Genomic DNA, 14,653 nt, shown 5'->3' on the forward strand with positions numbered 1-14,653 from the left:
TCGTTTTATGTGCATCCTCCCTCTCGACGGCTGCTCTGCTCCGGGCGGCCTTGTAGCGTTATGAAAGTCTTGACGGGGTTCCCCGGAAAAGGTAGCCACGTCGTTCAATATTTTGGAGGTCGCAAGATGTTTGCAATCGTAGAAACTGGCGGAAAGCAGTTCCGTGTTGAAGAAGGCCGCAGCCTGAGGGTCGCCAAGCTTGATGCGCAGGCCGGTTCGGAGATCACTCTGGACAAAATCCTGCTGGTCGGGACCGGCGCCGACGTGAAGATCGGTCAGCCCTTCGTCGACGGCGCTGCCGTGACGTGTGAGGTGGTCGAGCACGGTCGTGACAAGAAGATCATCATTTTCAAGAAGAAACGCCGCAAGGATTATCGTAGAACACAGGGCCACCGTCAGGATTTCACCACCCTGAAGGTGAAGTCCATTCAGGCCTAGTGTCGTCGGGAGGAAAACATGGCTCATAAAAAAGCAGGTGGTAGTTCACGCAACGGACGCGACAGTGCCGGTCAGCGGCTCGGCGTGAAGAAGTTCGGTGGCCAGGCTGTCCTGGCGGGCAACATCCTCGTGCGTCAGCACGGCACCAAGGTCCATCCCGGCGTCAACGTCGGTGTTGGCAAGGATTTTACGCTGTTCGCCCTGATTGACGGGGTCGTGAAGTTTGAAAAATACACCCGCAAGAACAAGGTCCGGACCAGGGTCAATATCGTTCCCGCCGTCTAGACATTGTCGCTGCGACGATTTTTCAAGCCGCTTCAAGAGGGTGCTCTTGGGCGGCTTTTTTTGCTGTCCGGGTCGATCCCGGGCCGGGAGATCACATGAGATTCGTTGACGAGGCCAAGATCATTATCCGTTCCGGCAGCGGAGGCCAGGGCTCCGTGTCGTTCCGCCGGGAGAAATATGTGCCCCGCGGGGGCCCCGACGGAGGGGACGGGGGCAAGGGCGGCGACGTCGTGTTCCGCGCCGTGGGCAACCTGCTGACCCTCTACGACTATCGCCACGCGCCCATCCAGGAGGCCGAAAGCGGCCGGCCCGGGTCCGGGCGGCTCTGCTATGGCCGGGCCGGGGTGGACAAGGTCATCGAGGTGCCCGTGGGCACCCAGGTTTTCGAGGAGACGGATGACGGCGAAGTCCTCATCGCCGACCTGACCAGGGACGGCCAGGAGATTGTCGTGGCCGAAGGCGGGCGCGGGGGCAAGGGCAACGCCCACTTCAAGTCCTCGACCATGCAGGTGCCGCGTTTCGCCCAGCCCGGCGAGCCGGGCGTGGAGAAGTACATCCGCCTGGAGCTCAAGGTCTTCGCCGATGTGGGTCTGCTGGGCCTGCCCAACGCGGGCAAGTCCACGTTCATCTCGCGCATTTCCGCGGCCAGGCCAAAGATCGCGGCTTACCCCTTCACCACCCTGGCGCCCAACCTGGGCGTGGTCATCGACGAGAACGACCGCAAGCTGGTCGTGGCCGACATCCCCGGCCTCATCGAGGGCGCGCACACGGGCCTGGGCCTGGGGCACACCTTTTTGCGGCACGTGGAGCGCTCGCGCTTCCTGGTGCATATTCTGAGCATCGAGGACGTGAACCCCGAAGACCCCCTGGCCGGCTTTCATATCCTCGACGACGAACTGCGCCTGTTCGACCCGGAGCTGGCCGAGAAGCCCCAGATGCGCGTCATCAACAAGATCGATCTGGTCGACGCCGAGCGTCTGGCCGAGGTGCGGGCGGCCTTTGACCGCCTGGGCCTTCAGGTGTACTTCATGTCGGCGTTGAACGAGATCGGCGTCGACGAGGTGCTTGCGGCCATGTGGGCGCTGCATCTCGCGACCGTGAAGGACGGGGGCGAAACCGAAGATGGAACAGTCGACTGATTGGCGCGTCCAGCGCCGCAGGATTCTGGAGAAGGCCAGGCGCGTGGTCGTCAAGGTGGGCAGCGCTGTGCTGACCACGGACAAGGGCCTTGACGAGCGGGTGGTCAACCGTCTGGCCGACCAGATCGCGGGCCTGCACGACCGTGGCCTGGAGATCGTCCTCGTGACCTCCGGCGCCGTGGCCGCGGGCCGCTGCGTGCTCGGCGCGGACCGAGCCGCCGGGTGCATGGTGCACAAGCAGGCGGCCTCGGCCGTGGGCCAGAGCCGCCTCATGCACAGCTACGACGAGGCCTTCGCCCGCTACGAGAAGGTCACGGCCCAGGTCCTCTTGACCAAGGACGATCTGCGCAGCCGCGAGCGCTTCCTGAACGCCCGCAACACCATGACGCGCCTGCTGGACTGGAAGGTCATCCCCATCGTCAACGAGAACGACACCGTGGCCGTGCAGGAACTCAAGTTCGGCGACAACGACGCCCTGTCCTCCATGGTAGCCAACCTCGTCGGCGCAGACGTCATCGTCAACCTGACCTCGGCCGACGGCGTCTTCGACGATAACCCTCTGGAAAACCCAGAAGCGGCCTTCGTGCCCTGCATCGAGAACATCGCCGAGCTGAACCTGCAGTCCATGTGCCGGGGCAAGACCGGGGCCGGGACGGGCGGGATGCTCAGCAAGCTCATGGCCGCCCGCCGCGCGGCCAGCATCGGCGTGCCGACCCTCATCGTTTCGGGGAAGCAGAAATTCGTGCTGGAGCGCGTCTTCAACCTGGAGGAGATCGGCACGTGGGTCGCGCCGACCCAGAAGATGCTCTCGGGCCGCAAGTTCTGGCTGGCCTACCACCTTGACCCGGCCGGGACCATCGTGGTCGACGACGGTGCCGCCCGCGCCCTGACGTCCAAGGGCAAGAGTCTGCTGGCCGCCGGGGTGAAGGATGTCGAGGGCAACTTCGGCATGGGCGCGCTGGTGCGCATCGCCGGACTGGACGGCGCCACCGTCGGCGTGGGCCTGACGAACTTCAAGGCCGCGGAGCTGCGCAAGATCCAGGGCCTGAGCAGCGCCGAGATCGAGAAGGTCCTGGGGCCGTGTCCCCACCAGGAGGTCGTGCACCGGGACAACCTGGTGCTGGACAGTTCGCTCTGAAGAATTCGGGTTGACGCTGCCGCGCTGCGGGATGGAAGGCTTCTGCATTTTCATGCACGAAGCCTTTTTTTGCGCCCGCGCACGCCGAAATTCCCGCGGTCCGTGACGGTCCGTGTCTGTCCCAATGTTCCGGCTTCCAGCGCCGTTTTTTTGCATGTCGAAAGGGATTGCGCGGCAAGAATTGTCTTGATTCTCCCCCTGCCAAGGGGGAGTACCCGAAGGGGGAGGGGGTATTCCCCCTGAACCGACGGGTCAGGTCAGAGCAAGAGGCAACCACCCCGCCCTTCGGGCACCCCTCCTTGGCAGGAGGGGAGTTGGAGCGGCAACTGTCGGATCTGTATGCTTTGTGCGTTCGCGACCTTGGATGAGTTTTGGCGGGCCGATTCTCGGTCGCAAACGGCTTGAGGTTACCCCTCATGCCGTGGAAAATTTGCTGAGCGTGACTCACACAACTTTTTGGGCGGCCTGTCAGGGTCTGTAAAGGTGAAAAACGAAGAGCCGCCCCGAGCGCAGGGTCACGGTGGCGGTGGTTTCGGTGAAGATGTTGCTCATGCCCCAACTGGTGCCGAAGGTCAGGGTGGCGTCACGGAGCGGGTATTCCAGGCCGGAGAGCGTCACGCCGTGGACTTCGGCCGTAGCCGGGAGCAGGGACAGGGTGTCGCCGACGCTTCCGTTCAGGGTCAGGGGCTGGTCCGTGAGGTGCACGCACTGGCCCTCGTCCATGACGCAGGCCGGTATGCCGACGGGCAGGCAACGCGACAGCAGGAAGAGGTTGCCCAGGGTATGGTCCAGGCGCCCGCCGGTTCCGCCCAGGATGGAGATGCGCGTCGCGCCGCGCTCCAGGGCCAGCTCCAGGGCCAGCTCTAGGTCCGTGGCGTCCTTTTTCGGCGGGTGGAGGTCCATCTCGACCCCTGCGTCCCGGTAGCTGGCGAGGAGGTCTTCCGGAATGGAGTCCATGTCCCCTACGGCCAGGTGGGGGATGATGGACAGCGGCGCAAGGTGGCGGCTGCCCCCGTCCACGCCGACGACGCGGTCGGCCGTGGCGATCAGGGTGCGGATGTTGTGGGTGAGGTCAAGAGGGCCGTTGGCCAGGAGAACCCAGTGCATGGAACGTCCTTGGTGTGAAGTGGGGAAATCTTGCTGTTTCGGGGGCATCCCGATACGTTTCACAGAGTAATCACGCCGGTTGCCCAAGGCAAGGAGCTCGGCCTGGCCTTAGTTCGAATCGGCTTCCCCGACCGGTCGACGGGCATAAAAAAGGTCCGGCCCGGCGGCCATGATCCCATCACGGAGGCTTCAATGTTCGATGCGACGATATATGCGGCGAGGCGTGCGCAAGCGATGCGCTCCGTCGGGACGGGCGTCATTGTGCTCCCCGGCAACGACCTGCTGGGCATGAATTACAAGGCCAATGAATACCCCTTCCGCCAGGACGGCTCCTTTTTGTATTTCACCGGCCTGGATACGCCAAGCCTGTGCCTGTGGCTCGACTGCGAGAGCGGTGAGGAGGTGCTGTGCGGGCCCGAGCCGGACCTCATGCACACCATCTGGAGCGGCCCTGCGCCGTCCCTGGGTGAGTTGGCGGAAAGGGCCGGGGTTGCCCGGCACGGAAGCGCGGTCGGCGTGCAGGAGCTTTGCCGTAAGGCTATGGGCAATGGCCGCGAGGTGCACTATCTTCCGCCGTACCAGGGCGACGGCGTGCTGCGGCTGGCGAGATTTCTCGGCAGAACTCCAGGTGAAATCGAGGCCGGGTTCTCGCAACGGCTCATCGAGGCCATGGTGGAATTGCGCAGCCTGAAGGACGAGACGGAGGTCGAGGAAATCCGCCGAGCCGTGGCGGTTTCGGCGGACATGTATGCCGAACTCATGGCCTGCTGCCGTCCCGGCGTGTCGGAGATGGAACTCTACGGACGTCTGCAGGGCCTGATCCTGTCGCGGGGCAGCCGGGAGGCCTTTCCCATGATCCTCTCCCGGCGGGGAGAGGTCCTGCACAATCACACCCATGACCAGATTTTGCGTCAGGGGGACCTGCTGCTTGTGGATTCCGGGGTCTGCTCGCCGCGGGGATACGCCTCGGACATCACGCGCACCCTGCCCGTGGGCGGTGCGTTTACGCCGTGGCAGCGCGACATCTACGAAATCGTGCTGCACGCCCAGGCAGTGGGCATCGCCAGCATGGCCCCGGGCATCCCCTTCCTGGACTGCCATCTGGCGGCGGCCAAAGTCATGGTCGAGGGCCTTTCGGCCCTCGGTCTCATGCGCGGCAAACCGGAAGTCGTCGTGGCCGCCGGAGCCCACGCACTCTTCTGCCCGCACGGCCTGGGTCACATGCTAGGCCTCGACGTGCACGACATGGAGAGCCTGGGCGAGGACAACGTGGGCTATGACCAGGAATTCCGCCGCAGCGGCCAATTCGGCCTGTCCGGCCTGCGCATGGCCCGCAGGCTGCGGCCGGGTTTCGTCGTGACTGTGGAACCGGGCATCTACTTCATCCCCGATCTGATCCGCCTGTGGCGCGAACAGGGTCGGCAAACGGAATTCATCGACTACGACGCCCTGGAACCATATCTGGACTTTGGAGGCATCCGCATCGAGGACGACGTGCTGGTCACGGAGACCGGCGTCGATGTCCTCAGTGCCACCATCCCGAAGACGGTGGCGGAACTCGAAGACCGCATGGCGCAGTGATGCAGCGGATCAGCCTCCACGGCGGCCACAGCGGCCAGTTCTGCGACCACGCCCGAGACACCCTGGCGGAAATCGTCGCGGCCTACCACGCCGCGGGGTTTGAATGCGTGGGGCTTACGGAGCATATGCCACCGCTGAGCGATGCGTGGCTCTATCCCGACGAGGTTGAGTTGGGCAGGACGGCGGTATGGATGCAGGAGCGATTCGGGCGATATGTGGCCGAGGCCAGGCGGCTGGAGCGGGAATACGCCGGGCGCATGCGGATTTTGGTGGGGATGGAGAGCGAGTGGTATCCGGGGTGCGGGGAATGGGTGGCAAGGCTGCGGCGCGAGCATGAGTTGGATTACGTGGTTGGCTCGGTCCACCACGTAGGTGGGCAGTGTTTCGATTTTTCGAAAGAGGCTTATGCTGACACAGCAGACAGGTTAGGAGGGCTTGAGCCCATGTATCTGGCCTACTTTGATTCCCAGTTGACCATGATGCAGACGATCAAGCCGGAGCTGGTAGGGCACCTCGACCTTATCAGGCTCCACGATCCGAATTACCCGGACACATTGGCAAAGCCGGAAGTCTGGCGACGAATTATGCGCAATCTGGTATACGTGAGGGAGATTGGAGCTGTGATGGACATGAATGCACGGGCGCTCCTGAAGGGGCAGGCCGAGCCGTATGTATGTGGCTCCATTTTGCAAGCGGCGTCGGGGATGGGAATTTGTTTCGCCTACGGGGACGACGCCCATGGTCACTGTGAGGTCGGTTTCGGATTTGAAAGAGTTGATGCTCTGCTCTTCGGTGTTGGGGAGATGTCTATCAAATCCTGCGAAGTTTAGGCGTAACCGGTTTTTTCCAGGCCGACCACATGAGTCGGCTGGAAAAGGCCAGCCCGCTGCCAACCATGACGTAGATTCCAGTCTTGAGCAAGTCGTCGACGGGAAGAGTCCCGATGATGCGGCCGAAACAGACCATCACAATAATCAGCGCCCAGTTTTTGAGAGAAAACAGACCACCCAGACAGGTTCGTTCGGGCTTATTGTCGTTATGAGTTACGATTTTGGATGCGACTTTGTCAAAAACAAACCGGCTCTTTAAGAATCCCAAAGCAGTTCCTGCCAGTATCGAGTTCAGTATGAACGCCCATGAGCACTGGTGTGAAAACCACAATCCTTTTCCTGTCAGAAACAAGCCCGCAATTGACCAAGTAAGGGCGGCACCAAAAAGTCGAGTTTTGGGAGTAGCGCGAGGCGTGAGACTATAAATTATTTGCCTTTGCATGGTGTGTTTGAAGAATGAAGTAGTACGTTCACTTAAATAAACGAAGTGCATATGTAATATTGAGAAATGAAATTGTATATGCACTTCGTTATTGATAATTATATTTTTAATTTAAATTTTTTCTCCAAAATAACACTCCTGGGTTTACTTTAATTGGTGTTTCGATTTTAAAAGTTAAAATAGCTCCAGTGCTAGTTTGCACATATGCAGTTGAGCCATCTTCGCCAACATGAATGCTTGGCGTAATTGCTAACCCTTTTTCAAGTGAAATATATTTGTCAAATTTTCCATTAAGTATGGGGAGATAGTATGATGTGCCTGTTTTGTAATAAAGAGCGTAAAGGTTGCTAGTTCCTTCTGGGATGCAGATATCATCGTCAGGAGTGTACGATGTGAAAACAACAGCTCCTCCAAAAACAGCAGATTGTCCTAATACGCGCTCCCAATTAGGAATGAAATCATTTCGCCAGCCTTTATATGGAGATATTTCTGTAATAAATGTATCCCAGTCTCCGATCAGTTGGCCAGATTTATAAACTTTCACGCACTTTCTGTCATATGAACCTGAGGGGCAGTCGTCACCGTTGAGTGTAACGTGCGTGCTGTCGTAAAGTTCGCTAGTTATGACAGGGCTAGGTGTATTTTGGACTAACGTGCCGTTGTAGACAGGATCCTTGACTCCATAGAAAGACATGTGCTGGGTTTGAGGAATGTCGCCGCGATTAAAAAATCGGCCAGCTCCAAAATAGACCCAGAGCTGGTCTGTTTCATCAATAGATATGTTGGGTGCAGCGTAGACTGGCTTCGCTACGTCTATTACAACAGCATCGTCCCATGAAGAAGTAGTTTGATTGTTATATGTAGTGATTCTTCTTAATGTTCCTGCTGGATTTGTCTCATTTCCGCTGATTGTGCCGTAATAAACAAAGTCTGTTTTAAATTCTTTTTGAGTGTTATAGCTGCCATAGTCTAAATCTGTTGAAACCGGATCGCCAATAAAAGATAAAGATTCTGTTGTTTTAAAAATATGAGCGCCTGCGGTTTTCGCCTTATTGTTGTTCTCGTCTAAAGAGTAGACCTTTCCTGCTACGAGTTCTTTTAAGTCTATAACATATAGATGGCCATTTTGCTTGCTAATTGCTGGATTTCGATAGTCATTAGGTATGGTGGTTGCGTCTCCATTTTCATCTGCCGGGCCAGAACCAAAAACAAGATACCATTGGTTTGTGGAATTTGAAGGATCCATTGTGTTTGCCGTGGCCATAGGCAGCACGGTTGGATAGCATGTCGTAAACCCTTGGTTCGGCATTGTTAGCTCTGCTAAAACCTTGGGTGGTTGTTCCGGGTCCGTTATGTCAAGGATGACGTATGCAGATGTCATTGTTCTGATGTCGGATCCGTTTTTAAGTGGGTCTGATTGTATCATCCCGCCACCGAAACGCATTCCAGCGACTAGTAGGGTTCCCCAACCTTGCGGATGATATATTCCGGATGAACTTGTTGCACTAAATACCCGAGCATCGAATATTTTAGGTTTTAAATCCATGTAAGGGACATGTAATTTTCCACCATAGTCCGGATCTGTTAACCACTTTAGATGTGGTAAAAGATTGTAAGGAATATATGACCAAAGTTCCATTCCAAGTGGAAAAGTTGTTTGTGTTCCATTATGCGACAGTGAAAATCCTTCGCTTTTTGATTTATAAAATCCTCCGTTAAAAGCATGTATCATTCCGTCATTTGCGCCAACGTAAACAACTTGACGCCTATTTTTGTAATAATTGTAGAAATCGCGATATGTGCTGTCGCGATAGAGTATATGGTAATTTTCAGTTGGTGTTCCAACTATTGTGGGTGAAGAATAAACAATATCTCCTAGTCGCCAAGTCGTGCCATTGCCAAGAGTGCGAGACCGCATAGGATCAGGAACGGTTTTGCTGTTTATAACAAAGGATTTTTCTGGCTGATCCTGTCCTCGGATGAAATTGATTTGTCGTTGAGCCAAAATAGGCATGACGTCGTCATCGTCTCGCAAAGAGTTGTCAGTCGGGTAGCCAAGCTTGCCAGAATCTGATTCGAACAAAGTTAAATAACTAGAAAAATGAGATTTATTTTTTATGCTCTGCGAACTATTCCACGCAAATTCTTGTTGTTCATTCGTGTCCGCAATCATGTTATTGTTTGCATCTGCGAATGTAATTATGTGTCTAGTTTTGTCTCCAGCCAAATAATTGTTGTATTGTCTGTTTTTTGTGATTGTAGAATTGCTAATTGAGTTAAGCCAAGGAGACGAAGACCATAAAAAATTGATATCTTGTGTAGATATAGTTTGTTTAGTGGCGTCACCTTTTGAGTATCTATAGACATCCGTGCCGTTATATTCGATATACTTGTCAGAATCATCAAGTATCCCGTTTTGAATGTTATTTGCATCAGGCGTATCCTCATGCATTTTGCCCTCAGTGTCTACAAGTAGCGCGTGTACTTGGCCCGTCCAAGGGGGGGCGAATGATGTAGCGTTTGAAGGTGGAAAAAATAGGGCTTGATATACTGCGCCTTCTCCGCTGCGAGTTTGTGAGGTTACAGCTGCAGCTGTTCCGGACATAATTGCTCGTGTGGCAGCTTCAAATGCCTCGGTGATAGCTTTTTCTAAATCTGCGCCAGTTTCCGCTTCGAAGTAGTTGTCGGGATTAACCTCGTTTTTTGTGGCATTGGATGGGATGGTTCCTACATAACCATCTGTATTGTATTCGTCAGAGTATGGAATTTTATCGTATCCAAGTTTTCCCTCCGCCAGTAAGTCTGGTGATGGGCGTGCGGGGCTATACGTGCCATCCTTGTCCTGGAAGCCTCCCCATATTGAAGCGTGCTTTAACAGCGAGCTTGATTTTCCAAAAGCAAAAACTGTAAAAATATTTATAGATTGTAGACCGCCTAAGTCTGGTCTTAGGTCTTGGGTATGAACAAAATATGAAGCGGTTATGATGTCAGTTGAGCCTCCATTTTCAAAAAACTGAGGAATGTAAGGGTCAACATTTTTCAGAACCGGATACGGATTCGATTTTGAAGGATAATCGAATGTTTTTGAAGGTGAGATATTGTCGTGAGTACTTTCTCCGCCGGTGATAATAATCACATTTTGCTGTGTGCACCAAGTCGGTAAAAATGGATCGCTGCTTGGATAGTATGTTCCAACAGGCATATCGCCATCAGGAAAGACAAGATCTGGATAGTGGTTATTATTTATGTACCCAGCTACACTCAATAATGTTTCGCCAAGTGTTGTCGATGTTGAGGTTGGAACGAGTTCGTCTATTGTCTCGATGATATCTGGAGTGCTAGAAGAGGACATTGGGACTTTTAACTCGCCACCAGCATGTTCATTTCCAGGGTTCCCTGTTTTTAAATCTACAAACCAAAACAGTGCAAAATTTGCCTTAGTTTCAAATTTATGGAGGACGCCCTCTTTGGGCGTCGACGATTTTATGTATAAATTATAAAGACTATCAATGTCCTTTCCGCCTGATTTGTAACGTATTCTTAAATTAGTGGTGTCTCTTAATTGAAAAAGTTCTAGGTCTTTGCTGGGGTATGTCGCGGGTATTGGGCTATGAATGTTTCCGTCTAAGTCTGTCGATCCAAGTAAGTAATCGATATAAATTGTCCAATATGAGTCTTGAGACGTATCGATTGTGCTCGGCATAACTTTATAGTAACCATTTTCGTAGAGTCCGCCGGTTAGTATTTTTTTAGCTACATCAAGCTTATGCATTGTTGCCCAGTTTAAAAAATTTCCATAAAATGTTTCCGTGTCAGGCTCATCGACAGCATAAAAGTGCTGTGGATTTGTTGAATTATTATATTTATAATATAAATTTGAATTAAAGTAACCATAGTATTCTTTTTTAGAGTTATACATTTCGCCGATTGTTTCTTTAGGGCCGCCTGCGAGACTGATATTCGCATAGGCTGGCCTGTTCATCTTGCGAGAATTATCAAAGATAATTGTTACAGACGGCTTGTCGCTGGTGCTAGTAAACGGTGGTCTCCAGTTGAAATCAGTAGCTTTATATGCAAGCGTTGGAGTAGATGTAGATATTATTGTAAGCAGTAAGAAAATGTGTTTAATATAATTGATTTTGCTTTTCATGCCTTCACTCCTGGGTCATGTGTGCTTGCAATACTCTTTTGTCGGTCGTAGTCATCACTTAGCGTTATATAAAGTCTGCAATATTGATTTAGTTATCAACATCTCTAAAGCCAAGATCGACTTCGGCTTCACTATTTCGCGCACCAGTTCTGTGCGATCGAATAAGGTAATGGAACTCTGCCCCATGGGCTAATCCTTTGCCGAAGCCTTCATACCCAGCCCCAATGATCAATCCAGTTCCTTTGGCGTTAATTTCTAAAAGTCCTGCTTTGATATATGTGGCTTGGTCATTGTAAATATGATATTTTAAAAGCCCTGGTTCAGTGGCGTTAAATGTGGCGTTTTGCCATTCATTTGCATTGCTTTCATAGAATGTTGAATTGCCTTCGTCAAAAGCCTTCATTATGAATTCTCTGCCGATATTCGCCCCTGAATCCGCTCTAAAAAAGGAGGCTTTAGATTCTCTGTCGTTTGCCGCCATAAAAAGATTCAAGTCGGCAATATCAAGTGCAGCAAGCCCAAGTATCCCTAATATAGTTAGGACAATTACTGCTATGATAAGTGCTGATCCTTTTTCTTGTTTCATTCTATTCTTGCGTGTATCTACAAAAATCATATACATATTCTGTTTCACCTACTACCCCTTTATTGTTCCACGTGATTGAGCACGTCATTTCTTTGCAAAATTCAACTGGAGTTGCATTGTTGACATTGCAGTTTCTTTCGTATGATATTCCGTCTATGATTATGCTTTTTGTGGTATCAGTGAGGTTGCCAAATTTTGTTGTGTATTGTTTATAGGATTCTTGTTCAAAAAATTCTTCAGCAAGCATGCTTGCTTTTGTCATGTAGTAAGATCTGCTGTCTTGTATCGTTGATTTTGCAATCATTGTTGATACAGCGAGTAGTCCGACAGCTAGTATTGCTGAAGCGATTAGTACTTCGACTAGCGTAAAGCCATTGATCTTGGATTCATTGTGGTGTTTCATTCGCTTTCCTCAGTCTAGCCCCATGTTGCGTAGCCAAACGCGAGTATGCATATTTCTATTACTAATCCCTAGTGCTGCTCTGGCAGGGGATGGTGTCGCTGTTGCATTAATTTCGACCATGCGTATTTTGTCAACATTTCCGCTTGTTGGATTGGAGATTTCGACACTGTTTGCATCATAATATGCGAAGCGCAAATCGCTGATATTTGATGCTGCCTCAACCCATGTGTCATCGTCTGTCATGTATACAAGAAGGTGGTTTGTGCTGTTTCTTGTGTATGCAATAATATTTGTTGAGTTGTTGTTTAATGACATTCCGCGTGTGCAGTATATGGAAGTTTGATTTGTAGCTGTCGCATTAAATCCGAAATTTCCTATTCCCATCGGTTTAAAGCCACACATTCTAAGTTCTTCCGACATGTCGACTAGCGCAGTAAGAAGCTCTTGCTGCATCATTGTTGTCTCTTCCTGCTTGGCAGCCATAAGGTTATGCACGCGAAAAAGATTATAGATGCCCGTCACAATAATACCCATCATGACTAAGCCCACTAGGATTTCCACCAAGGTCATGCCGTGTTCTTTGTTTCTTTCAGGCATGCTTCAATCTCCTTAAGCTTATTACTAATTTGTCACGATGCTGCCTGAGGATCGGACGGTTATTGTCAGTGTCTTTTCGGCGTTGTTTTTGATTGGTAGTGAGTCAGCAACTGATGCTCTGCCACGGCTGTTAAACGTGGTAATAAGGGATCCTGTGAGATGAACGTTGCTTTGCAGGGACGAAAGATTGAATTGTCTGTATATCGTTCCATCATCTAGTCTGACGATACACGAATTTTCGTTTTGTGTGCAGTTCAGGCTGACAGGCTGATTCCTCTTGATGGCCTCGATGCGCGCATCTTGGCACATGCTCACGATTGTTCTCGCCGCCCGCTTCAGATTGGCTTGAGGAATCCATTTCATCAGCGCCAAGCCAGACAAGCCTGCAAGGATGGCAATTATCGCCACGATGACGAGCAATTCGACCAGACTGAAACCCTGTGATGTCGCCGGGGTGTTTTTTTTTGTGATCATGACGCTTTCTTTGATGATCAGGGTGGACAAGGGATGTCGTATTTTTCCTAGTTATTATCCTATATCAAGTTAAGCAAGGTACACAAGCCTTTTCGTAGGTAAAAAAGGGGGGGCACCGGGGGGAGTGAGTACTTTTTGCTTCAGTAGCGTGGTCAAGTTCTGACTCAGCATGCCCGACCTCAATATTTGTGCGTAACAGAATTATATAACAAGAATTGAGCCAATCACGGTGTCTCTTTCATTATCTCAAACTTTCTGACTTCGCAGGATGTTGCTTTGAACGATCGGCCGTCGTTGGGTACGCACGACCTTGGATGATGACATTTTTTGTTCAAATTTGACATATTCTGCGCAGTCAATCTGCGCAGTCACGGATTAGCTAAATGCGAGCGGGTATATTATCTTCGTTGGTGGTGGTCTCGGACGCGGCTTATCGGCCGCACGTAAGATTTCGGCATGTTACCCGCGTAGCCATGGTTCGGTTTCCAATACCCAGATTTGCGCGATTTGAAGAGGGGATAGCTGTTATTTTGATCTCAACAATGCAGATTTTATCGGTGTTCTGTTCTGGGTCCTCTATGGATTCGCCCTTGTTGTCAAAATAGGCGAAACGAAGTTCTCCGATGTTCGTGCATAGCGGCTGCCAGTGCACGGCACCGGTGTCGTATTTTCTGAGGACGTTGTCGGGTTCGGATTTGGGTGCGCCGGTGTTGAGGACATTCAGTCTGAATCCTGCGTGGTCCCAAAGGCTGCCGCTGCCGCTTTCATCGACCTTGCCGTCGCCCATGTAGTCCAGCGTGCAATAGATTGCCGTTTGGTTGGTCGCTCTACCGTAGTCCGGTTTTCCCTTTTCCGGCAAATTTTTGAAGCCGAACCCAGGGGCTCCGGTGGGAGAGTAACCGCACATGCGCAGTTCCTCCGCGATCTGGCTGGTTGCCGCGAGCAGTTCCTGCTGCATGAGGGTGGTTTCCTCCTGCTTCATGGCCATGCGGTGGTGAAACTGGAAAAGCGTGGCAATTGCCGCTGTCATGACCCCTGCGATGGCCGTCACCACGAGGATTTCGATAAGGGTCATGCCGGATTGGGGTCGTAATGTTGTTTGCACGTAGCACTCCGCAGGATAGGTCGGTGATGGAAATCCCGCAGAGGATAGAGGACCGGTCTGAAGAGGGAAATGCGTACGATGTTGAGTTTTCGCGTGTTATGAAGGTGGAAGGCGGTATATTGAGGTTGCCTTTGAACTGGGAGCAACGGTGCGCAGGTACCCGTTCTTTGGGGGAGGGCATGCGTAGTCTTTGAGACGTTTTCTTATGGCGCCATCGAGCTGAGCTGCCTCGAAGGCAAGGATGGATTGCTGCACTGAGCTGGAAATGACCGGCAAGGCGACGAAGTGTGGTGGGGCTCAGTGAACGATGTCCCTCACGCTTAGCCGCCGAGGCATTCAACCAGGGAACGGGATTCCCTTTCTTCAAGAGGCTGACGC

14 protein-coding genes are annotated in these 14,653 nt (G+C 52.4%); 6 read left to right on the top strand and 8 right to left on the bottom strand.

What is annotated here, in order from left to right:
• Positions 1-126 precede the first annotated feature (126 nt).
• The 4 genes from rplU (at position 127) to proB (ending at position 3,000) form a co-directional block, all read left to right on the top strand.
• Positions 127-438, top strand: coding sequence for a 50S ribosomal protein L21 (gene rplU, locus G394_RS0106545; RefSeq protein WP_028576976.1), 312 nt, complete (start codon positions 127-129; stop codon positions 436-438).
• 18 nt (positions 439-456) lie between these two features.
• Positions 457-723, top strand: coding sequence for a 50S ribosomal protein L27 (rpmA, locus tag G394_RS0106550; RefSeq protein WP_028576977.1), 267 nt, complete (start codon positions 457-459; stop codon positions 721-723).
• A gap of 95 nt (positions 724-818) precedes the next feature.
• Positions 819-1,862, top strand: a complete 1,044-nt coding sequence (gene obgE / locus G394_RS0106555) for a GTPase ObgE (protein WP_028576978.1) — start codon at positions 819-821, stop codon at positions 1,860-1,862.
• Entirely contained in the window at positions 1,846-3,000 is a 1,155-nt protein-coding gene (gene proB / locus G394_RS0106560) for a glutamate 5-kinase (protein ID WP_028576979.1), read from the top strand. Before obgE ends, proB begins: the two co-directional genes overlap by 17 nt.
• A gap of 468 nt (positions 3,001-3,468) precedes the next feature.
• Here the strand turns inward: proB and G394_RS0106565 are convergent, their stop codons facing one another.
• Positions 3,469-4,107 carry a thiamine diphosphokinase gene (locus G394_RS0106565; RefSeq protein WP_028576980.1) on the bottom strand — a complete coding sequence of 213 codons (639 nt, stop codon included), beginning with the start codon at positions 4,105-4,107 and terminating at the stop codon, positions 3,469-3,471.
• Positions 4,108-4,299: 192 nt separating this feature from the next.
• On the opposite strand from G394_RS0106565, the gene G394_RS0106570 reads away from it, so the two are divergent.
• Positions 4,300-5,688: an aminopeptidase P family protein gene (locus G394_RS0106570; protein ID WP_028576981.1), complete on the top strand. Its 1,389-nt coding sequence runs from the start codon at positions 4,300-4,302 to the stop codon at positions 5,686-5,688.
• Positions 5,688-6,518, top strand: coding sequence for a histidinol-phosphatase (locus G394_RS18265; RefSeq protein ID WP_051307006.1), 831 nt, complete (start codon positions 5,688-5,690; stop codon positions 6,516-6,518). Before G394_RS0106570 ends, G394_RS18265 begins: the two co-directional genes overlap by 1 nt.
• Here the strand turns inward: G394_RS18265 and G394_RS21135 are convergent.
• The 7 genes from G394_RS21135 to G394_RS0106590 all read right to left on the bottom strand — a co-directional run bounded on the left by G394_RS21135 (position 6,499) and on the right by G394_RS0106590 (position 14,275).
• The gene (locus G394_RS21135) at positions 6,499-6,786 is read right to left on the bottom strand and encodes a hypothetical protein (RefSeq protein WP_156902485.1); all 288 of its coding nucleotides are present in this window, start codon (positions 6,784-6,786) and stop codon (positions 6,499-6,501) included. The two genes, G394_RS18265 and G394_RS21135, sit on opposite strands and share 20 nt — an antisense overlap.
• A gap of 280 nt (positions 6,787-7,066) precedes the next feature.
• Positions 7,067-11,110: a pilus assembly protein gene (locus G394_RS20685; protein ID WP_084435408.1), complete on the bottom strand. Its 4,044-nt coding sequence runs from the start codon at positions 11,108-11,110 to the stop codon at positions 7,067-7,069.
• 88 nt (positions 11,111-11,198) lie between these two features.
• Entirely contained in the window at positions 11,199-11,744 is a 546-nt protein-coding gene (locus G394_RS21140; protein WP_169725537.1) for a pilus assembly PilX family protein, read from the bottom strand.
• A complete protein-coding gene (locus G394_RS20690) occupies positions 11,698-12,099 on the bottom strand; it encodes a type IV pilus modification PilV family protein (protein WP_084435398.1) in 402 nt (133 codons plus the stop codon). Before G394_RS20690 ends, G394_RS21140 begins: the two co-directional genes overlap by 47 nt.
• A 9-nt stretch (positions 12,100-12,108) precedes the next feature.
• On the bottom strand, positions 12,109-12,696 hold the full coding sequence (locus tag G394_RS20695) for a PilW family protein (RefSeq protein ID WP_084435400.1): 588 nt from the start codon (positions 12,694-12,696) through the stop codon (positions 12,109-12,111).
• A 24-nt stretch (positions 12,697-12,720) separates the two neighbouring features.
• The gene (locus G394_RS20700) at positions 12,721-13,200 is read right to left on the bottom strand and encodes a GspH/FimT family pseudopilin (RefSeq protein ID WP_156902489.1); all 480 of its coding nucleotides are present in this window, start codon (positions 13,198-13,200) and stop codon (positions 12,721-12,723) included.
• Positions 13,201-13,600: 400 nt separating this feature from the next.
• A complete protein-coding gene (locus G394_RS0106590; RefSeq protein WP_028576982.1) occupies positions 13,601-14,275 on the bottom strand; it encodes a PilW family protein in 675 nt (224 codons plus the stop codon).
• Positions 14,276-14,653: the final 378 nt, after the last annotated feature.

This window comes from Desulfomicrobium escambiense DSM 10707 (assembly GCF_000428825.1).
GTDB classification, from domain to species: Bacteria; Desulfobacterota; Desulfovibrionia; order Desulfovibrionales; family Desulfomicrobiaceae; genus Desulfomicrobium; species Desulfomicrobium escambiense.

Excerpts from the sequence above, each read along its gene's own strand:
- rpmA (WP_028576977.1), top strand. The coding sequence starts at position 457 with ATGGCTCATAAAAAAGCAGGTGGTAGTTCACGCAACGGACGCGACAGT.
- G394_RS0106570 (WP_028576981.1), top strand. The coding sequence starts at position 4,300 with ATGTTCGATGCGACGATATATGCGGCGAGGCGTGCGCAAGCGATGCGC.
- G394_RS20685 (WP_084435408.1), bottom strand. The coding sequence starts at position 11,110 with ATGAAAAGCAAAATCAATTATATTAAACACATTTTCTTACTGCTTACA.
- G394_RS20690 (WP_084435398.1), bottom strand. The coding sequence starts at position 12,099 with ATGAAACACCACAATGAATCCAAGATCAATGGCTTTACGCTAGTCGAA.
- G394_RS20695 (WP_084435400.1), bottom strand. The coding sequence starts at position 12,696 with ATGCCTGAAAGAAACAAAGAACACGGCATGACCTTGGTGGAAATCCTA.
- proB (WP_028576979.1), top strand. The coding sequence starts at position 1,846 with ATGGAACAGTCGACTGATTGGCGCGTCCAGCGCCGCAGGATTCTGGAG.
- obgE (WP_028576978.1), top strand. The coding sequence starts at position 819 with ATGAGATTCGTTGACGAGGCCAAGATCATTATCCGTTCCGGCAGCGGA.
- rplU (WP_028576976.1), top strand. The coding sequence starts at position 127 with ATGTTTGCAATCGTAGAAACTGGCGGAAAGCAGTTCCGTGTTGAAGAA.
- G394_RS18265 (WP_051307006.1), top strand. The coding sequence starts at position 5,688 with ATGCAGCGGATCAGCCTCCACGGCGGCCACAGCGGCCAGTTCTGCGAC.
- G394_RS0106565 (WP_028576980.1), bottom strand. The coding sequence starts at position 4,107 with ATGCACTGGGTTCTCCTGGCCAACGGCCCTCTTGACCTCACCCACAAC.